Origin of the sequence: Corynebacterium phoceense (genome assembly GCF_900092335.1) — a bacterium.
Lineage (GTDB): Bacteria > Actinomycetota > Actinomycetes > Mycobacteriales > Mycobacteriaceae > Corynebacterium > Corynebacterium phoceense.
This window is the reverse complement of record NZ_LT596207.1, coordinates 207,837-228,182: the sequence shown is the minus strand read 5'-3', so window position 1 is coordinate 228,182 and position 20,346 is coordinate 207,837. Positions and strand designations below refer to the sequence as shown.

17 protein-coding genes are annotated in these 20,346 nt (G+C 62.5%); 8 read left to right on the top strand and 9 right to left on the bottom strand.

Going from position 1 to position 20,346, the window contains the following annotated elements; genetic code table 11:
• Positions 1-273 precede the first annotated feature (273 nt).
• The 4 genes from BN9444_RS01080 to BN9444_RS01065 form a co-directional block, all read right to left on the bottom strand.
• Positions 274-1,071: a hypothetical protein gene (locus tag BN9444_RS01080; protein WP_066488753.1), complete on the bottom strand. Its 798-nt coding sequence runs from the start codon at positions 1,069-1,071 to the stop codon at positions 274-276.
• A gap of 159 nt (positions 1,072-1,230) precedes the next feature.
• A complete protein-coding gene (locus BN9444_RS01075; RefSeq protein WP_068801284.1) occupies positions 1,231-3,183 on the bottom strand; it encodes an ABC transporter ATP-binding protein in 1,953 nt (650 codons plus the stop codon).
• 3 nt (positions 3,184-3,186) lie between these two features.
• A complete protein-coding gene (locus tag BN9444_RS01070; protein ID WP_068801283.1) occupies positions 3,187-4,902 on the bottom strand; it encodes an ABC transporter ATP-binding protein in 1,716 nt (571 codons plus the stop codon).
• Between the two features lie 84 nt (positions 4,903-4,986).
• A complete protein-coding gene (locus BN9444_RS01065) occupies positions 4,987-5,424 on the bottom strand; it encodes a methylenetetrahydrofolate--tRNA-(uracil-5-)-methyltransferase (protein WP_066488762.1) in 438 nt (145 codons plus the stop codon).
• Between the two features lie 158 nt (positions 5,425-5,582).
• Here BN9444_RS01065 and BN9444_RS01060 point away from each other — a divergent pair, with 158 nt between their 5' ends.
• The 4 genes from BN9444_RS01060 (at position 5,583) to BN9444_RS01045 (ending at position 9,978) form a co-directional block, all read left to right on the top strand.
• Positions 5,583-6,368 (top strand): phosphoadenylyl-sulfate reductase, encoded by a 786-nt coding sequence (locus tag BN9444_RS01060; RefSeq protein ID WP_066488766.1) that lies wholly within the window; start codon positions 5,583-5,585, stop codon positions 6,366-6,368.
• 13 nt (positions 6,369-6,381) lie between these two features.
• Entirely contained in the window at positions 6,382-7,308 is a 927-nt protein-coding gene (gene cysD / locus BN9444_RS01055) for a sulfate adenylyltransferase subunit CysD (RefSeq protein WP_066488770.1), read from the top strand.
• On the top strand, positions 7,308-8,600 hold the full coding sequence (locus BN9444_RS01050; RefSeq protein ID WP_068801282.1) for a sulfate adenylyltransferase subunit 1: 1,293 nt from the start codon (positions 7,308-7,310) through the stop codon (positions 8,598-8,600). Before cysD ends, BN9444_RS01050 begins: the two co-directional genes overlap by 1 nt.
• Positions 8,601-8,859: 259 nt before the next feature.
• Positions 8,860-9,978, top strand: a complete 1,119-nt coding sequence (locus tag BN9444_RS01045; RefSeq protein WP_066488785.1) for an RNase H family protein — start codon at positions 8,860-8,862, stop codon at positions 9,976-9,978.
• 90 nt (positions 9,979-10,068) lie between these two features.
• On the opposite strand, the gene BN9444_RS01040 is transcribed toward BN9444_RS01045, so the two are convergent.
• Positions 10,069-10,965, bottom strand: coding sequence for a trypsin-like serine protease (locus BN9444_RS01040; RefSeq protein WP_068801281.1), 897 nt, complete (start codon positions 10,963-10,965; stop codon positions 10,069-10,071).
• Positions 10,966-11,197: 232 nt separating this feature from the next.
• Between BN9444_RS01040 and BN9444_RS14435 the strand changes: the two genes are divergently transcribed.
• Positions 11,198-11,356: a hypothetical protein gene (locus BN9444_RS14435; protein ID WP_154666876.1), complete on the top strand. Its 159-nt coding sequence runs from the start codon at positions 11,198-11,200 to the stop codon at positions 11,354-11,356.
• A gap of 95 nt (positions 11,357-11,451) precedes the next feature.
• Positions 11,452-12,774, top strand: a complete 1,323-nt coding sequence (locus BN9444_RS01030; RefSeq protein WP_066509688.1) for an ISL3 family transposase — start codon at positions 11,452-11,454, stop codon at positions 12,772-12,774.
• 266 nt (positions 12,775-13,040) lie between these two features.
• Here BN9444_RS01030 and BN9444_RS01025 read toward each other — a convergent pair whose 3' ends face one another.
• Both BN9444_RS01025 and BN9444_RS01020 read right to left on the bottom strand, forming a co-directional pair.
• Positions 13,041-15,890, bottom strand: a complete 2,850-nt coding sequence (locus tag BN9444_RS01025) for a DEAD/DEAH box helicase (protein ID WP_068801279.1) — start codon at positions 15,888-15,890, stop codon at positions 13,041-13,043.
• Between the two features lie 38 nt (positions 15,891-15,928).
• Complete coding sequence (locus BN9444_RS01020; protein WP_068801278.1) at positions 15,929-16,330, bottom strand: (deoxy)nucleoside triphosphate pyrophosphohydrolase; 402 nt, start codon at positions 16,328-16,330, stop codon at positions 15,929-15,931.
• A 449-nt stretch (positions 16,331-16,779) separates the two neighbouring features.
• Between BN9444_RS01020 and BN9444_RS14955 the strand changes: the two genes are divergently transcribed.
• Both BN9444_RS14955 and BN9444_RS01015 read left to right on the top strand, forming a co-directional pair.
• A complete protein-coding gene (locus BN9444_RS14955; RefSeq protein WP_141681449.1) occupies positions 16,780-17,205 on the top strand; it encodes a hypothetical protein in 426 nt (141 codons plus the stop codon).
• Between the two features lie 83 nt (positions 17,206-17,288).
• Positions 17,289-17,903, top strand: coding sequence for a nucleosidase (locus BN9444_RS01015; RefSeq protein ID WP_068801277.1), 615 nt, complete (start codon positions 17,289-17,291; stop codon positions 17,901-17,903).
• On the opposite strand, the gene BN9444_RS01010 is transcribed toward BN9444_RS01015, so the two are convergent.
• Both BN9444_RS01010 and BN9444_RS01005 read right to left on the bottom strand, forming a co-directional pair.
• On the bottom strand, positions 17,887-18,666 hold the full coding sequence (locus BN9444_RS01010) for a hypothetical protein (RefSeq protein ID WP_068801276.1): 780 nt from the start codon (positions 18,664-18,666) through the stop codon (positions 17,887-17,889). The two genes, BN9444_RS01015 and BN9444_RS01010, sit on opposite strands and share 17 nt — an antisense overlap.
• Positions 18,667-18,873: 207 nt before the next feature.
• Complete coding sequence (locus BN9444_RS01005) at positions 18,874-20,340, bottom strand: AI-2E family transporter (RefSeq protein ID WP_068801275.1); 1,467 nt, start codon at positions 20,338-20,340, stop codon at positions 18,874-18,876.
• Positions 20,341-20,346 lie beyond the last annotated feature (6 nt).

The window sequence follows — 20,346 nt, the reverse complement described above, 5'->3', positions numbered from 1 at the left end:
CCCGCGATGTTCGCGCCAATCTCGTCCGCGAGAACGTGCGCATGCGAGGCGCCCATGCCCGGGGCCGCACCAGTGATGAAAACTACTTTGCCGTGAACTCGATTACTCATGCCGCCCACGGGACGCGTGGACGCTGCAGCGTTCCTGTCGAAAATCTCGTTTCAGCTCGAGGCGCGGAGCGCTTTTGGGCAGCAACAAAAAAGTTCCTTGTGAAAATCGCTCAAATTTTTCGATCTGAGAAGCGATTTTCGCAAGGAACTGAACTAGCTGGACTTAGCGCATGTTGAGGAACCAGTACGCGCCGCCGCCCAGAGCGGCCAGGACAGCGACAATCGCAGCAATGATGCCGCCGATGAGCCCGCCGTCCTTGCTCGAACCCTTATCCGTAGCAGCACCCGGCGTCGCCACAGTCTTCGTGACCGTGACCGGTGCTGCGACCTTCGTGACAGTCGCGGTTTCAGTGACCGTCGTCGGAGTGGCCACAGTCGTCGGGACAGCGACGGTCTTCGTGGTGGTTGCGGTTGTAGTCTCGGTGGCTGTAGCAGGCTCGCGGCTGATGACCGTGGTGGTGACCGGTGCGGGTTTCACGGTGACGGTCGTCGTAGCGGTAACAGTCGGAAGCTCCGGCGTCGGGTCTGCGGGGATCGGCTCGCCGTCCTTGACAAGAGTGGGAATGGGAGCGAGAGTCCTAATTCCCGAAACGGTGTCTCGAGTTCCGTCGGTGTAGATGATTGTTGCGGTGAAAGGCACGCTGAATTCAGCAGGGTAAATGGGCTCTGGGTTGATTGAGGCTTTTGCAAAACTTGGAAGGAAGCTATTTCCTGCGAGGTTGATTGGGTACGGACTTTCTCCGAATTCAACATTTACACGTGAAATGTAGTCGTTGCTTGGGAGACCATCCAGAAGGATGACTCCCGATTCTGCGGAGCCAACCTCAGCCGGGAAGGGGTTGAAAGGTTGCGGGTCGTAGGCTTCGGCGAAAGTGAGGGGCGCAGCGGTTGCGGCCTGGGGGACGACCACGAGCGCGCCGGAGAGCGCGAGGGCCGAGAGAAGAGTTCCAATCTTGCGCACGGGCAAAGACTCCTTGAGTTAAGAGTGGCGGACGTGGGAGCAATGAAAGAGGAACAAATTTTCGGGATGGCGCATTCGGGGGTTGAAACATTAAAAACCCCTGATTTACTGCTAAGAACCAGGAGATCAGGGGCGGCAGCACGAGTCTCGGGGAGGAGGTTAGTCCTCCGCGAACTGGGCCTGGTTGAGACGCCAGTACGCGCCGTGGGCCTCCAGCAGTGAAGCGTGGGTGCCTTGCTCCACGATGTCGCCGTCTTCCATGACGAGGATGAGGTCCGCGTCACGGATGGTGGACAGGCGGTGGGCGATGACGAAGGACGTGCGGTCGGCGCGCAGGGCGTTCATGGCGTCCTGGACGAGGACCTCGGTGCGGGTGTCGACGGAGGAGGTGGCTTCGTCGAGGATGAGCAGCGCCGGTTGGGCGAGGAAAGCGCGCGCGATGGTGATGAGCTGGCGCTCGCCAGCGGAGACGGAACCGCCGTCCTGGTCGATGACCGTGTCGTAGCCGTCGGGGAGGGAGTGCACGAAGCGGTCGACGTACGTGGCCTTCGCGGCGGCGATGACCTCCTCGTCCGTGGCGTCGAGGCGGCCGTAGCGGATGTTATCCATGATGGTGCCCTTAAAGAGCACGGCATCCTGGAGCACCATGCCCACCTGGGAGCGCAGCTCAGCGCGCGAGAGTGAAGCCGTGGAGACACCGTCGAGGCGAATCTCACCCGAGTCGATCTCGTAGAAACGCATGAGCAGGTTGACCAGCGTGGTCTTACCGGCACCGGTGGGGCCGACGATGGCGGCGGTCTGGCCGGGCTCGACGCGCAGGGACAGGTCCTTAATCAAGGGTTTCTCCGGATCGTAGGAGAACGCCACATGATCGAACTCCACGAGGCCGTGGGCGCGGCCGGGGTGGGAGGAGGGGGCATCGGGAAGCTGTTCCTCGGCGTCGAGGAACTCGAAGACGCGCTCGGCGGAGGCGACGCCGGACTGGACCTGCTGGGCCATGCCGCCCAGCTGGCCGAGTGGCTGGTTGAACTCGCGGGAGTACTGGATAAACGCCTGGGCATCGCCCAATGTCATCTGGCCGTGGGCCACGCGCAGGCCGCCGAGGACGGCGATGGCGACGTAGGACAGGTACGAGATGAACTGCATGATCGGCATCATGATGCCGGAGAGGAACTGGGCGAGGGACGCGGAGCGGAAGAGCTCCTCGTTGCGCTCGTCGAACTCGGCGGTCATGGCCTTGGTGCGACCGAAGACCTGGGCAAGCTCGTGGCCGGAGAAGGCCTCCTCGACCTGGCCATTGAGCAGGCCCGTGGACTTCCACTGCGTCTTGAACTGCTTCTGGGAGCGGGTGCCGATGACGCCGATGACGATGCCGGTGAGCGGCAGCGAGAGCAGCGCGATGAGTGCGAGGCGCCAGGAGACGTTGAACATCATGACGGTAATGCCCACCACGAGCAGGACGTTGTAGAACATCTGGCTGATCGCCTGTTGGAGGGCCTGCTGCACGTTATCCACGTCGTTGGTAGTGCGCGAGAGGAGGTCGCCGCGCTGGTTGGTGTCGAAGTAGTTCAGCGGCAGGCGGTTGACCTTGGCCTCGACCTGCTGGCGCAGATCGTAGACGACGCCCATGACCAGCTTGTTGAGCCATAAGCCCTGCCAGAGCTGGAAGAGCGAGGACACCACGTACATGAGGATGACGAGGATGATGATCTGGCCCAGGCGCGTGAAGTCGATTCCGCTGCCAGGGTGGAGCTCCATGCCCGACGCCATGTCCGCGAACTGGTCCTGGCCAGCAGCGCGCAGGCCCGCGACGGCTTCTTCCTTGGTGGTGCCGGCGGGCAGCATGCGCGAGACGACGCCGGAGAAAATGACGTCCGTGGCCTTACCCATGATCTTCGGGGCGACGACGGCGAGGACAACGCAGACCACGTTGAAGAGGCCGATGACCGCGAGCGCCGCCTTGTGCCCGCCGAGCAGGCCAATGAGGCGCTTGGCCGAGGGCCAGAAGTTCTTCGCGGTGCGCGGGGCGGAGCCGGACCAATCGTCGCCAGCGGTGGCGGCTTCGAGCTCGTGGAGCTCCTGCTCGGAGAGTTCTTGAGTCTTTTTAGCCATGGTTTATGCCTCCACCGTCGCTTGGGATTCGACGATCTCGCGGTACGTCGGGGATGTCTCGAGCAGCTGCGCATGGGTGCCCTTGGCCACCACGCGGCCGGCCTCCATGACAAGAATCTGGTCCGCGTTCTCGATGGAGCTCACGCGCTGCGCGACGATGATGGTCGTGGCGTCGGCGGTATAGGAGCGCATGGCCTCGCGGACTTTCGCGTCCGTGATGACGTCGAGCGCGGAGAAAGAGTCATCGAAGAGATAGACCTTCGGTTTTGCGACGAGCATGCGCGCGATGGACAGGCGCTGGCGCTGGCCACCGGAGACGTTCGTGCCGCCCTGCGCGATGGGCATGTCGAGGTCCGTCACGAAGTTCGCCTGCGCGACTTTAAGGGCGTCCCACAGCTCCTCGTCCGTCGCGTCGGGTGCGCCGGTGCGTGGGTTGGAGGCCACGGTGCCGCTAAACAGGTAGGGTTTTTGCGGGACGAGGGCCACGCGCTTGACGATGCCCTCTCGCGCCAGGTCGCTCGTTGCCACACCGTCGATCCGGACCTGGCCCTGCGTGGGCAGGTAGAGACGCGGAATGAGGGAGAGCAGCGTGGTCTTGCCTGAGCCGGTCGCGCCGATAATGGCGGTGGTCTGGCCGGGGTGGGCGGTAAAGGAGACGTTCTCGAGGACGGGGGCATCGGCGCCGGCGTAGGAGAACGTCACGTTATCGAATTCGACCTCGCCGGTCTCGTGTGCGGGCTCGATGGGGTGCTCGGGCTCGACGATGGACGGGGCGCGGTTGAGGACCTCGGTGATGCGCTTGGCGCAGATGATGGCGCGGGGGAGCATCATGGCCATAAACGTGCCCATCATGACGGCGGCGAGGATCTGCATGAGGTACTGGAGGAAAGCCGTGAGCGAGCCGACCGCGACGAGTCCGTCGTCGACGCGGTGGCCGCCGAACCAGAGCACGGCGCCGGTCGCGACGTTGAGGATCACCGTGATGATGGGGAACATCGTGACGAACAGCTTGCCGATCTTGAGCGAAAGCTGCGTGATGTCCTCGTTGGCCTCGGTAAAGCGCTCGGTCTCGTGGGCCTCGCGGACGAAGGCGCGGACGACGCGGATGCCGGTGATCTGCTCGCGCAGCGTGCCGTTGATGGCGTCAAGCTTGTCCTGCATGACGCGGAAGAGCGGCATGAGCTTGGCGATGAGCGCGGAAATGACGCCGAGGAGCACTGCGACGGAGACCCACACGAGCCAGGAGAGGCCAGCGTCTTCACGCATGGCCATGATGATGCCGCCGATGGCCATAATCGGCGCGGACACCATGAAGTTCAGGGTCATCATGAACGTCATCTGGACTTGCTGGACGTCGTTCGTGCCGCGCGTGATGAGCGTCGGCGTGCCGAAGTGACCCATGTCCTCGGCGGAGTAGCGCGCGACGCGGCGGAAGACCATCGCGCGGATATCGCGGCCGAGGCCCATGGCGGAACGCGCGCCGAACCACACGGCGATGACGGCGGCGATGACCTGGACGAACGCGACGGCGAGCATGACGCGGCCCGTGGTCCAGATATAGGGGACGTCGCCCTGGGCGACGCCCTGGTCGATGATGTCCGCGTTGAGCGACGGCAGGTAGAGCGTCGCTGCGGTTGAGATGGCCTGCAGCGCGAGTACCGCCAGGATTTGCCAGGTGTACGGCTTCGCGTAGCGACCGATGAGTTTGATCAGTTCCACAAGGAACCAACTTTAGCAATCTTCGGTGTTAAAGCTTTAAGTTCGAGCTGGGGGTTCGCTTGCAGCGTCGCTTATGTGCGCGAACTACGCCATGGCGAGCTCGGTGGCGCGCACGCCGGCATGGCGAGCGCTGGACTGGATGGCTTCCCAGTCCGTGGGCTCTGCGCCGTCGAGGGGGACGCACAGTCCCTCCCACGTGGTGACGGGAATGCCGCGGGCCTTGAGCTCTAGGATGATGAGCTCGCGCTGGCCGGTCGCCGCGAGGCGATGGAGCTCGGCGTGGGTGATATCCCCCTCTCCTGGGCGGGCGCCGACTTTCACGTTGCCGATGAGCCGCAGGCGCGGGGTGGCTGCGGGGCCGCAGGGATTGAGGGCATCGGAAGCATAGCGCTGGAGTAGACCGAGCGGTGCAGGAGAGGAAGAGATGAGGTCGACACACATGCCCGCAGCGATGAGGTGTTCTGCTGCGGACAGCGAGGATGGGCCCTCGCCGACGATGATGACGCGCTGGTGGTCGTGCATGCGTGTCGTCCTTTCTGTATCCCTAGACTGGCTTGTCTATAAATATAGACCGAGCCGTACACCTTGCGCAATTAACATTCATGACATCAGGCAAGCTCACGCCCCGTAATGTCCGGTTCGGGCTGCAGCAGACTGCGTGGTTCTTTAGAGTGTTCGGCATGACAGAACCGATTAATCTCCTGGACGCGGGAAAGACGTTCCGCGACCCGGCCATGAGCCCCGAGGGCACGCGCGATACCGCGCCGCTCGACCCCGAGGTGGCCGCCACTAACCGTGCGCTCGTCGAGGACTGGGCCGACAAGCTCCATGACGCGACGGCAGAAGAGATCATCGAGTGGGCCGCCGAGCACGCGCCGGGCCGCCTCGCCGTGACGATGTCCATGGAGAACACTGTTCTGGCCGAGCTCGCGCACCGCGCGCACCTCGACGCGGACCTTCTCTTTATTGATACGGGGTTCCACTTCCCGGAGACTCTCGAGACCGCCGACCGCGTCGCGGAGCGCTACCCGGACCTCCCGCTCGTGCGCGTCCTCCCGCTGTTGAGCCCCGAGGAGCAGGACGAGGTCTACGGCCCCCGCCTCTATGCCCGCGACGTCGCCGCGTATAACCGCATGCGTAAGGTCGAGCCGCTCAACATGGCGATGGACCCCTACGTCGGTTGGGTCACCGGCCTGCGCCGCGCCGACTCTGAGCACCGCGCCACCGCGCCGGCGCTGAGCCTCGACCAACACGGCCGCCTGAAGATCTCGCCGATTATTACGTGGGACCTCGAGGATACGGACGCGTACATCAAGGACCACGACCTCATCATCCATCCGCTTACGCTGCAGGGTTACCGGTCCATTGGCTGCGCCCCGCTAACCTTCCCCGTCGCAGAAGGCGAGGACGCGCGCTCGGGCCGCGTTTTTGCGGATGGCAAGACCGAGTGCGGATTGCACGAGTAAGGAGCTGACCCCCATGACTACGACTATTTCTAAAGCGCCGGCAGGCGCGCTGTCGCCGCACCTCAAGGACCTGGAGAACGAATCCCTCCACATCCTGCGTGAGGTCGCCGGCCAGTTCGACAAGGTGGGCCTGCTGTTTTCCGGCGGCAAGGACTCCGTGGTCGTCTTCGAGCTTGCCCGCCGCGCCTTCGCTCCGGCCACCGTGCCCTTCGAGCTCCTCCACGTCGACACCGGCCACAACTTCCCGGAGGTCATCGAGTTCCGTGACCGCCTCGTCGCCGAAACTGGTGCCCGCCTCCACGTCGCAAAGGTCCAGGACTGGATCGACCGCGGTGACCTGCAGGAGCGCCCCGATGGCACGCGTAACCCGCTCCAGTCCGTACCGCTTGTCGAAACCATCGCCGAGCGCCAGTACGACGCCGTCCTGGGCGGCGCCCGCCGCGACGAGGAGCGCGCCCGCGCCAAGGAGCGTATCTTCTCCATCCGCGACTCCTTCGGCGGCTGGGATCCGCGCCGCCAGCGCCCCGAGCTCTGGGACCTCTACAACGGCGGCAAGATGGCCGGTGAGAACGTCCGCGTCTTCCCCATCTCCAACTGGACGGAGTCCGATATCTGGGAGTACATCGGCGCCCGCAACCTGCAGCTGCCGTCCATTTACTACTCCCACCAGCGCGAGCTGTTTAACCGGGGCGGCATGTGGCTGTGCCCCGGTGAGTGGGGCGGCCCCAAGGAGGGTGAGGAGCTCGTGACCAAGACCGTGCGCTACCGCACCGTGGGCGACATGTCCTGCACCGGTGCCGTCGAGTCCACCGCGTCCACCCCGGACGAGATCCTCGCTGAGATTTCCATCTCCACCCTGTCCGAGCGCGGCGCCACCCGCGCCGATGACAAACTCTCCGAGTCTGCCATGGAGGACCGCAAGAAGGAAGGCTACTTCTGATGACTACCGCTATTGATACCGCAACGCCGCAGGTAGCCGCCCTCAAAGAGCGTGAGACCCTGCGCCTGTGCACCGCCGGTTCCGTGGACGACGGCAAGTCCACCTTCGTGGGCCGCCTGCTCTACGACACGAAGTCCGTACTCGCCGACCAGGTCGAGTCCATGGAACGCTCCTCTGCGGACCGCGGCTTCGACGGCATGGATCTTTCCCTCCTCGTCGATGGCTTGCGCGCCGAGCGTGAGCAGGGCATTACCATCGATGTCGCCTATCGCTACTTCGCAACGGATAAGCGCACGTTCATCCTCGCGGACACCCCGGGCCACGTGCAGTACACCCGCAACACCGTGACCGGCATGTCTACCTCCCAGGTCGTCGTCCTGCTTATCGATGCCCGCTATGGCGTCGTCGAGCAGACCCGCCGCCACCTCAACGTCGCCGCACTCCTGGGCGTGCGCCACGTCATCCTCGCAGTGAACAAGATCGACTTGGTCGACTATGACGAGGCGACCTTCCGCGCCATCGAGGAGGACTTCCACTCCATCGCCAATCGCCTGGGCATCACCGACTCCACTGTCGTGCCCATCTCCGCGCTCAAGGGCGATAACGTTGTCGAGCCGTCCACCAACATGGACTGGTACACCGGCCCCACGGTGCTGGAGGTCCTTGAGTCCGTCCCCGTCACCGGTGGCCGCGCGGAGGAACTCGACTTCCGTTTCCCCATCCAGTACGTCATCCGCGAGCACGCCTCGGACTACCGCGGCTACGCGGGCCGTGTGAAGGCCGGCTCCATCGCCGTGGGCGATGAGGTCACCGCCCCGCACGGCCGCACCACGACCGTGACCAACATCGACATCACCGATGGGCCTGCCGATGCCGCCCGCGCCGGCGACTCCATCGTCCTCCGGCTTGCCGATGAGATCGACCTCGCCCGCGGCGATCTCCTCGCCGCCGGCCCCCGCCCCGAGCCCGTCCGCGAGTTTGTGGCCACCGCCGTCGTGCTCACCGAGAAAGACCTCACCCCGGGCCAGATGCTCAAGCTGCGCTACGGCGCGGCCCAGGTCAAGGCCCGTATCACGAGCGTCGACCGCATCCTCGACCTCGATGGCGTCGCCGACACTGACAACCCGGAGAAGGCCACCCTCAACGACATCGCGCACATCACGCTGCAGACCGCCCAGGAACTGCCCGTGGAGGACTACGCCGCTCGTGGCGCCGTGGGCAACTTCCTGCTTATCGACCAGTCCAGCGGCAACACCCTGGCCGCTGGCTTCGTGGGGCAGCGCCTGCGCTAGATAGCGCCTTGTGCATTAGCCCTGAATTCGGCCGGGCATCGCAGAAATCCTGTGGTGTCCGGCCGAATCTCTGTGGTTTTCGGGGTGACATTTTTTGTAACCTCTGGGCGGCTACGAGGGCGTTCGCATGCTCGTTCTAGGCTCAAGTCCACGGCGCCCGAGTTCATGTCAGGGGTGCTTCATAAGGTGGACACCATAGCGCGCAATCCCGAGCGCTATGACCGATGTCGACCCTCGTACAAGAAAAGGAACCAACCTCATGTCCGCCCCCTATTCCCACAAACCCGGCACGCTGACCCCTAATCCGGCTGCCATCGCTGCCTCCGCGCGCCCGGTTGCTGCATCGCTCGTCGTCTATGGTGCCCTCGTTACCGTGGACTCGGTCCGCTACGCGGTCGTGTCGACCGGTTGCAATGGCCGCGCCAAGGACCTCTTCGTCCGCGTCCTGACGCCGGCCAAGGAGCGCGGCTTCGGCGACTACCCCGAGGACTGCCGCATGCAGGTCGCTCGTGCCGAGGCCATGGACCTCGCCGGCGTCATGGCCGAGGCCTTCCACCGCCTGTGGTCGCAGCATGCCGCTCCTGCAGAGGACGGCACCACGGCCGTGTACGTCTCCTCGCCGGAGGTCTGCCAGGTGCTCACCGCCTACCCGGAGGAATACCCTGGCATGGTCGTGCGCACCGTTGTCTCCGGCGCTGCGATGCAGTCCACGTGGCAGGCCTGCCGCACCTGGCACTCCGCCGCCGTGACCTCTCTGCAGGACGAGTACGAAGCCAAGCGTGCCCGCGAAGAGGAAGCCAAGGCTGCTGCCGAATACGCGGCTCTTGCTCACGTTGTCGTTGGCACGGACGCCTCCCGCAACACGTACGGCTCTACCGCTGGCTGGGCAGCCGCGTCCTCGACCGGCGACCTTTTTATTGGTAGCCTGCGCGCTCAATCCATCGCGCCCGCTGAAGCCACTGCCATAGCCTCGGCGGTGCAGGGCTACGGCCACCGTGGATTCCGCGTCATCGACGTGCTCACGGACAGCATGACGTGCTATCGCCTCTTCAACCAGCCGGAGGAGTACCCGGGCCTTCTGCATCACGTTGGCATGAAGAAGTGTGCGCAGATTGTCCAGGAATGGCGCGACGCCGGCGTCGTGGTCAACGTCCACTGGGTGCGCGGCCACCACGGCCACCTGCTCAACGAGTTCGCGGACCGCGCTGCGGTCTACGCGCGTCGCGACCGCGAGTGGCGCCTTCACGGCGGCCGCAACACTGCCGTCTGGGACCGCATCCGCGACGAGTTCACCGAGGCCCTGGCACACGCGGACATCGAGGACCTCATCGGCATGGAGTCCAACGAGGACTTCCACGCCGCCCCCGCCCTCGCCTAATTAAGGCGGGGGAGCCCTACGGCTCAGCCACACTCCAAGAATGTCAAAGCCGACGCATTCACTGCGTCGGCTTCTGTGCATGCCTACTCGTTAGATGAGGCCGAACTGCGAGGCGAGGCCGCCGAGTACGCCCAGCAGGCTGATCACAGCGGTAATGATGCCGATGATCGAGCCGGCATCCAGCGACGAACCCGCATCAGGGCTGTTCGAGCCAGGAACAAGGTCCGACGGATTCGGAATGATGGTGCCCGGAACAGACGGCGTGGGATCCGACTGGGACGGCACGACCGGCGTCACTCCTGCGTTGGTCAGCAACGCGGCATCGACGGACAGTGGTCCGATGATGTTCATCGCTTTGTCAGAGACGAATCCCGTCGCCGAGGCTCCCGAAATGACACCGATGATCTCGCCGTTGTTGTTGACTACCGGTCCGCCCGAATCGCCGTGCTCCCAGGAGGAACCATCGCTGGTCTCACCCATGAGCGGGGAGAGCAACTGACCATCGAAACTCATGGAGGTATTCGAGGACACGGGAATCGTGACAACGCCGCGCGAGACGCGTAGCGTGTTGTTCTCGTCGCCACCCATTCCATAGGCAGCGAACGTGGACTTCGCGCGGGCAGGAACCACGGAAGTGCGAGCGATATCCCCAGTCCAGGTTCGGCCCAGCTTGAGCACGGCGAGGTCGGACTTGTTACTTGCAGTGAAGCCAGTAACGGGGATGACGGTGCCATCCGGTGCCGTCACTGAGGTCGGATCGGCCTGGGTTGTGCAGTGGCGAGCGGTCAGGATGACGGTCGGCGAAATGGCTGCGCCGGTGCATACAAACGTGCCACCTGCGACGTCGGCGGTTACGCGCGCGGCGGTGTTCGAGAGGGCATCGGAAGCAATCGGCGCATTTTCAATAGCCGACGCCGGCGCCGCCATGAGGGAGGTGGTGGCAGCCAGAGCGACAGCAGCAGAGGCGAGGCGAGAGGCGAGAGACATGAAGCAACCTCGAGATTGAGTGATAGAGCGGGCGAAAGGAACAGGATTTCCTTTCTTAATTTAATAATTGTTTGTGAATTTCATAGTGTTTCACCAGGTGACATAAATCATGCACATATACGTGGCATGCAGGCTTTTGGGGGACCCGCGGTCAATCCAAACGGAGAAAGACGTGGAAGTAGTGCCCTGCGTCCTCAGCCTTTGTCGAGCCTTGAGCTTAAAAATTCGGTCTATGCACGTGGACTTCGCGCCGGGGCACTTCCGGCCGGGAAGTCTGGGCTGTCTCGCCCACCGCGCGCCGTATTCCACCGAGGCGGGCATGACCGCGACGTACGCCGAGCTTGCCGATGCCCTCTCGCTGGCTCTTCCGGTTTTAGAGTGCATTGATTAGTTCGCCGGGGGTTCGGGCGTGGCACAAGATATTGGGGTCCTTGGCTTTGTAGGAATAAGGGTGTCTAATCCATCCGTACAAACCAAGGACCTACTGTGCAGCCTAACGGAAATGTCATCGTCGATACCATCTGCCGCACCGCAGAACTAGGAGTTACTATCACCGGGGCCGCAGAACACGGCGATGTCACCGTCATCGAAGCCGAGCCCGTCGAGCCCATCAATGAATGCCCCACGTGCGGTCAGCCTGGAGTATTCCGCGACCACGTCATCCGCAGCCTGGTCGATCTGCCCATCGTCGGCCACCCAACACGCCTTCATGTGCGCCTTCCACGCTACCGGTGCACCAACAAGCGCTGCTTGCAGAAGATCTTCCGCGCGGGCCTTACCTGCGCGCCCGACAATTCAAAGACCACGGACAGGGTGACCCGCTGGATACTGCAACGACTCTGCCTAGATCGGATGAGCGTTGCCGCTGCAGCCAAGTCATTAGGCCTGGGGTGGGATACCACCAACGCCTTGGCCTTAGCCGCTGTCCAGGACTTGATCTACAACGACGAGCACTACCTCGACGGGGTCAAGGTCATCGGTGTTGATGAGCATCGCTGGTCGCACAACCGACGCACATGGCGCGACGGATACGTCACCGTCATCGTTGATATGACCGACCACCACGACAAGGATGGAAACGTCATCCGCCCCGCTCGGCTTCTTGACGTTGTCCCAGGCAGAAGCGCTGACGCGTTACGAACATGGCTGAATAATCACAGCGAGCAGTTCCGCGATCAGGTCAAGATCATCAGCATGGACGGCTTCCAAGGCTATGCCACCGCCGCTGGCGAAGTCATTCCCAACGCCACCCAAGTCATGGACCCGTTCCACGTTGTACGCCTGGCCGGTGACAAGCTCACCAAGTGCCGCGCCAGGCTCCAGTTAGAAACAACAGGCCGACGTGGCCGCAGCAAAGACCCGCTCTACCGCAACCGGAAAACTCTGTTGACCACCGAGGGCTTGCTCACCGACAAGCAGCGCGGGAGGCTTGAGGAACTGTTTGACTTCGACGACGACTACGCGCCGCTACAAGAGACCTGGACCTACTACCAACAAGTCATAAGCTGCTACAACAATCCCAACAAGCAAGCAGCCAAGAAAGCCATGAGCACGCTCATTGACACGCTTGTTGACATCAAAGACGCCGGGATCGCTGAGATCGCGCAGCTAGGCAGGACCATGAACAAACGCCGCAAGGACATCCTCGCCTACTTCGACCACGGAGTATCCAACGGACCTGTCGAAGCGATTAACGGTCGGTTGGAATTCCTACGCGGCATCGCCCTGGGATTCCGCAACCTCGACCACTACATATTGCGGTGCCTGATTCACGCCGCCAACATCCGACACAAAATCAATGCACTCTAAAACCGGAAGAGCCCTCTCGCTCACCTTTGCTCCCCGTCCCTCCGCCGCAGTCGAGGTCATGATCGTTCCCGCAGCTCAGAAAATCGGCAATCCCCATTATTTTGGTGCGCCAGAAGCTCTCGCGCAGGAAGATTGAACGTTCTAACACCCTGACTTTGAACGTTTCAACACTCTTTAATTGAACGTTTTAACACCCTGTGATTGAACGATTTAACACCCAGGATCCGAACGGTTCGGCGTTCCACTTGCCTGTGATGGCGCGAAATTTAGGACTTCGACTGGAGGTAGCCCAGGAATTCCTCGGTGAGGGGCTGCTCGAGAGTGAGGTGCATGGTCACCACGGGCTGGCCGGTTTGGGGCATGGTGGTCTGCTCGGGCTGACTGGGGTGAACGAGACCGAGATAGTAGAAGTCACGTCCCTCGGTGTCGTCGCGGCGCACGAAGAGGTGAATGGGCAGTTCGTCAGCGAGGATGTCGCGGACCTCGCCGCTGCGGAGCGTGCGGTTGGAGCGCGTAAACCACTTCATGGTGCCGGTGTCGAGAAACTTATCCTCGTAGGCGATGGAAGCGTCGACGTCTTCGGCCTTGTGATAGTTGACGAAAATGGGAATAGTCGCGGAGTACTTGTCGACCTTGTAGCCGTTGAGCGTGCCCTCCTGGTTGGACTCGAGACGCAGTAGTCGCGAGACGTCCTTGCGCGAGTACTTGTTGCCCACCTTGAGCTCGCCGCCGGTAAAGCCGCGCTCCCGGGAGAGGAAGAGCCCGGTCTCGATGACGTCGTCGACGTGAGTGCGGAACTCGAGATTGCCGCGGTAGGTCTCGGCAAAAGTGGGTTCGAGACGATAGATACCGTCGGCAAGAGCGACGACGCCCTCCAACTTGTAGGCCCCCTCCGTGAAGAACTCGAGGGAAAGAACGCGCTCGACCACGCTGAGATCAGCGGGGGAGTGCGCGGCGTGGTGGGCTTCGAGGATGTGTGTGAACTCGGCGACGGAGCAGGGGCCGTGTGCGAGCAAGCGTTGGAGGAGCAGGAGCTCTTGCGGGGCTTTGCCATGGAGCAGCTCGCGGGAGAGGAACTTGAGGAATTCTGACGCGCGGGGCGAGGGGGCATCGGCAAGCTTGGCCTTGACGAGCAAATCCCAATAATGATCCGTGCGGCGCGTGGCGAGGACGTAGGGGTCCGCGGTGTCGAAGCGGGCGAAGTCGATGAGCCGCGGCACGCGGCCGAGACGCGACTGGAGGGCGGCGATGTCTTTCTTGAACTCGGCGACGCCGTCAATGCGCGCTACGGCGAGCGAGGCGAAGATGCGCTGGCGGGCGACCTTCGTGAAGTTGACGCTGGAGACGCCGGAGATGGTGTTGTCCTCGCCGGCGTCGATGATCTTCTTGCGGATGGAGTCCTTGTTGCGGCTGTTGTCGCCAAAGAGGGCGACGGGAATGAGGTAGTTATTCGTGTAATTACCGATGAAGTCGATGACGCGCAGGTGGTCTTTGCCGGCAGCCTTGCGCAGGCCGCGGCCGAGCTGCTGGGTGAAGATGATGGACGACTGCGTGTTGCGCATCATGACGACTTGGTTGACCGAGGGGATATCCACGCCCTCGTTAAAGATATCGACGGTCAGGATGTAGTCGAGCTCGCCCGCGTTGAGCCGACGGAGCGCGGCGTCGCGAACCTCGGGACTGTCGTTGCCGGAAAGAGCGACGGTTGTGAGTGGACGGCCGTTGATTTTTGATTGGTTGAGCCCATTGCTGAGCTCCACCGCTTCTTCGATGCGGGAGCAAAAGATGAGGCCACGGACATTTTCGGCATGCCCGTAGGTCTCGAGCGTGCGTAGAATGTGGGCGAGCCGTTCGTGGGAGACGAGGCGGGACAGTTGCGTCGTATTCTCGATGAGTTCGCCGTCCTCGGTCTCATAATCGGTGACGCCGTAATAGTGGAACGGCGCCAACATGTCGTTATCGAGTGCGGCTTGGAGGCGAATCTCGTACGGCACGTTGTAGTCGAAGAGCTCAAAGATGTTGCCGCCGTCGGTGCGCTCGGGCGTCGCGGTGAGTCCGAGGAGGAAACCCGGCCGGAAGTAGTCGATGAGTGTGCGGTAGCTGGCCGCGGCGCCGCGGTGGACTTCGTCGACAACGATGACGTCGAAGGCATCGGGAGCGAACTGGCGATAGGCATCCCGGCTGTTGAGGGACTGCACGGAGGCGAACACATAGCGCGCGTCGGCGTCGTTATGGCCGCCGACGAGCAGGCCGTAGTCGTTGTCGGCACCGCCCAGCACGCGCTGGAATTCGGAGCGGGACTTGGAGAGAATCTCGCCTCGGTGAGCAATGAAAAGCACGCGGCGCGGGTCCATCTCCTTGACCGCAAGTGCGGCGAGGATGGTCTTGCCCGTGCCCGTCGCGGAGATGATGAGCGCCTTCTTCTCGCCAGCCTGCCGCAGCTTTCCGATGCCGTCGAGCGCCTCGCGTTGCATGGCGTTGGCGACGATGTGGCCAGCGTTCGGCGCCGCATCGGGCACGATGAGCACGCGGTTGCGCCGCGTCTGCTCGTAGCGTGCAATCCACTCTTCGGTGAGCAGCGTCCCCCGCGTGCGCTGAAGACGAACGGCATCCTCAAGCTGAAGCGCGATATCGCCGTCATAGCTCGTCGAGAACTTCAGGTTCCACTCGCGATTGTGAATGAGCGCATGAGGAGTGAGGTTGGCGCTGCCCACGATAGTGGTGACCTCGCCGGGGTCGTGGAAGACGTAACCCTTGGGATGGAAGCCGCCGTGCTCATCGTCGTGGACGTAGGCGGTGATGCCCTCGAGCCCCAGCAGCTCGCGGAACATGGTCGGCTCGTTGAAGTCGAGGTAGTTCGACGTGATGATCTCGCCGCGACCGCCGCGCGCCACGAACTCGAGAAGGTCCTCTTTGAGGAGCGCCAGCGCGCTCGCCGAGATAAACGCAACGGAGAAGGTAAACGATTCAGCGCGGCGCAGCTCATCGCGGATCGCGCGGTGCATGGTGTCCGGTTTTTCATTGCTGATGAGCCGCGGGTTGAGGATCTTCTCGGCGGGTGTGTGGCGATCGACAAATCCGAAGCGGACGTCGTCGAGGAGAGTGCGGTTATCCATGGCGTGCTGGTCTGTAGGTGTTTCCAGGGCCGTTCGGCTTAAGGCTGCTGCATGCGGGCCAGAACGAGCTCGACGGCCTCGACGTCAGCTGGCGCCCACTCGACGGACAACAGATCTTCCGGCGCGAACCAGCGGATCTCAGCGTGCTCGGTGAGCTTCGGTTCGCCCTCTTGCAGTCGGCACAGGAACGATGCAAGAACGACGATGCCGAAGCCGTATTCGTGCTCCGTGGTGACGAGGTGATCGCCAACCTGGGCGTCGATGAGGAGTTCCTCTTTGAGCTCGCGGTGCAGTGCCTGTTCCGGTGTCTCGCCCGGCTCGATCTTTCCACCGGGGAACTCCCAGAAACCCGCCAAAGACATCTGCTCGCCGCGCCGGGCTCCAAGAACCTTGCCGTCTCGGACCAAGACGGCGGCGGTGACTTCGATGCGCTTCTTCACGTTGTTCCTCCAGGCGTTCACACAGGACTACTTCTCCACAATGTACCGGACCTTTGTCCTTAAATGCGCGCGTGGCCTGCGTAGATGACTCAAGGTTTTAGGGCAGTTGCATCGGCGCCGGCAGAGGCCATTTTGCTGTGGTGTCCATTCGGCTCGTGCCTCCCCCGTTCGAAGGGGTGGGAAGGTTGTAGTGAAGAGGCGTTAAATTTGGGAGTAGTACGCGGAAAGTTCTGCGGACAGGGGAGCGAAATTCGTATGATTTTGGAATGTCGAGTCCTCTTATCGTTACGGCCAAGTTTGAGAATGGCCTTTATCGGTGCCCGGTATGTGGGCGTTCAGTACAGTACTTCCCGAATTCAAAGTCTTTGCAGACGCATTTTCAGTTGAACGACAGTAAAACACTGTGTTCCAGTCGCAGGAAGGTGGTGCTCCTTGCACGACCTCAAACAATGAAAACGATTGATAAAGCAGGGCGCGTAGTCGGTCAATCGAATCCAAAGGGAGGAAAAGCAACTTCCCGATCGAACAAGCGTCGTAAAAACCACCCGCGGGTATCTAAACAGGACATTGCATCAGGACGCGTACCTGCGGCTGCGCTGCCATATTTGTTGGATGTCTCAGATGCAGGCAAAACAGATAACTCTGGCTCGATACATCACGGTTCGTCGACGACATCGAAGCGTAAGAAGCGTCAGAACCGTTCGAAGAGCTACGAACGGGCTTACGCCCCGCGAAGGCGCAAGAGCTGGCGTGAAGAGTATCCAATTTTTGCAGAAGACTCATGGGGTAATGACTATCTTGGCCCTGAGGGTGGAGAAACCTCAGTACGCGCGTCACGCGGCGGGCGTTTCGAAGGTAGCAGGAGTAAGCACTAATACAAGCTAACCCAGTTACCAGTATGACTGTGCTACGTGGTGACGACGGTTTCGGAATACGAACCGCGGTAAGCTCTCAGAGCATGAGCGCCATTGAAGAATTAGATAATCACTCCGCAACTATTCTGTTCGTCGCCGCTGTAGACAAGGAAGCCGCGGCCTTGCCGGAGGGCACTCCGCTGTTGGTGACGGGTATTGGCACGCTTCCGGCGGCGATGGCGCTGACGGAGTATCTCACGGTGGCGCGCGAGGAGGGCACGCTGCCGCGCCGGGTGGTCAATATTGGCACGGTCGGCGCGCTGCGCGACGGGCTGGATGGCGTCTACGAGATTGACCGCGTGACCAAGCACGACTTCAAGCTGGAAATGCTCACCGATATTGACCGCTACCTGCTGCCCAAGGTCATCGAGATTCCCGTTTCCGGCAACCATCCGGTCCAGGGGTTGGCGACGGGTGACATGTTCGTTTCAGATACGCACACCCGTGAGCGTCTGGCGCAGGACTCGGGTCTATGCGACATGGAGGGTTACGCCATCGCGGCGGTCTGTCAGCGCTTCGGCGTGCCGGTGACGCTGCTCAAGCAGGTCTCGGATCCAGCTAATGAGTCGAGCGTGGGCAAGTGGGATGACGCTCTACCGCGCGCGGCGCACGAGCTGCATGAGGCATGCGTGAAGTCGGGATTCATCGCAGCCCACTAGTGGTCATTGGCGCCCAGGCGTCTTCCCCAGTAGCCCGCCGCAGGTCAATGCCGAAGTTGTGCCTGATATCGCGCACGGCGTTGGCGATCCACCGATAATCAGAGGCGGTGGAGGGGATAGTGTTCAGCTTGCCGGGATGTGCGGGGTGTATCACCTTGGTGTGCTTTCGGCCTGGGGTGATGATGAAGCCGCGGTCTTCGAGTAGGTCGATGAAATCCTTGCGCGCCGTGGGAAGCGGGAGCGTTACAGGCTTGGCGCGGTGGCGCAGGGGGCGCGTCGGCTGACGGCGCGTACCGGACGTGCGAGGGGCAGGACGGTGCTGGTTCGCCTTCTTTTTGTAGGTATCTTTCTTCGGTGCGAAGGCGACGAGGACACCGTCGGCGGGGTCGACGACGAGGAAGTGCGCAGCCGTGCGGAAACAGAGACGTCCGTTGTGTCCAGGGAACGAATCTGCGGTGGTCAACATGGCGTTGATGGCGGGCAGCGTGAACCCAGCCTGCGTGTATGCCGCGTGAGCGGCGGGGCTCGCGCTGGTGACGGTGACACGGGAGGGAGACGCTGTGGTGGTTAACGCCGTGGCGATGGCTTGCTTGGCGTCATCGAGATTGAGCTCGCGCGGGCCTGTGTTGTGGGGACTGCGGGCGCGGGGTGCGGCGAGTGGGACGGCGCGGCTGCAGCGGTAGCGACGCTGGGCGGCGTTCCACGTGAAAGGCGCGGCGATCACGAGGGGGACGCTGAGACGAATGATGGTAAGCGGTTTCATAGCGAGGCTCCTTGAGCGTGGTGCGGTAATCGAGTGACCACAGCATGCCAGGGGGTGTCGACATGAATGCCTCCTCAAGAGATTCATGGAGGTCAAACTGCTTTTTGGCGTTCGTGCTGTCTGTGGGCGAGGAATGAATGCGAGCGGCGTAAAACGCTGAAACCTCCCGCGCCGACAAGTGGAGCGGGAGGTTGGGCAGTGGGCTGTTTAGCTGGCGCTCGGCGCCATCGCGAGGTAGAGCTCACGCACCTTGGCGCGCGGGGAGTCGGGCGCGAGGCGCTCGATGTCGCGGGCGGCGTCCATGTCGGGGCTGGAGTCGGTGGCGTTGTCGTCGGCAGCCTGCTCGGAAGCGACGGAATCTTCGGCCTTGGTGGCGTCCTTCTTCTTCGATTTCTTATCGGGCTTGGGCGCGCCGGTGACGATCTCAGCTGAAGCGGGATCGACCTCGCCGGAGCGGATGGAGGTCACGAGCGCGTTGTAGCGGAAGATGACGCCGATGGTCGCGGCGACGGGCACAGCAAGGAACGCGCCGATGATGCCAGCGAGGGCGGAGCCCACCGTCACGGAGAGCAGGATGATGGCCGCATGCAGGCCCATGGCCTTGGACTGCAGCAGCGGCTGGAGGACGTTGCCCTCAATCTGCTGGACGGCGACGACGATGATGAGCGCGATAATCGCGCTGGTGAAGCCCTGCGAAACGAGCGCGATGGCGACGGCGAGGACGCCGGCGGTCACGGCACCGATAACAGGGATGAAGCTGGCGAAGAACGTGACGACGCCGATGACGAAGGCCAGCGGCACGCCCATGATCCACAGGCCGGCGCCAATGAGGACGGCGTCGACGAAGGCGACGGTGGCCTGGGCCTGGATGAAGCCGGACAGCGTCTTCCAGATGCGGTTGGACAGCTCCGTGATGTGCCAGCCAGTGGAGTGGCCCACGTACTTGCGCAGCCAGGGCAGGAACTTCTCGCCTTCCTTGATGAAGAAGAAGGTGAGGAAGAGCATGATGACGAGGTTGACCACGATGGAGCTCACCGTGGACACGCCAGAGAGCACGCCGCCAGCGATGTTGGAGGCCTGGTTCTTAATGAGGTTCGTGACGTCATCGACCACGGACTGGATCTGTGCCTGGTCGACGTTGAAGGGCAGTTGGTCCGTCATGCCGACGAGTTTGTTAATGCCCTCTTCGGCCTGCGAGAAGAGCTGGCCGCTCTGTTCCTTGACGGTCGGTGCCATGGCGACGAAGATGCCACTGACGATGACGAAGAAGCCCACCAGCGTTGTCGCCGCGGCGAGCGCACCCGGGAAGCGCCATTTCGTACGCATAAAGGCGGTGACGGGGTAGAGCACCGTGGAGACCAGAATTGCGAGGATAACGGGAAGCAGGCCTGCCCACACGAACTTGAGCACGTAGCCGATGAGCGCGATGGCCGCGACGATGACAATGAATCGCCACGAGAACGACGCCATCGACTTGAAGTCGCGGTGGATGACGGCGGTCTTGCGGTCGTGCGCGAGGGCATCGGGCACATCGGCGCCAATGCCTTCGGCGTCGGAAGCGACGAGTGGCTGCGCAATCTTTGCCTGGCTACCCGTGGCTGCCTGCGGCACGGCGGTGCCGTGTGCCTGTGTGGAGGTATTTTCTTGGGAATTGTCTGAACTCACCCGTCCCATATTGCC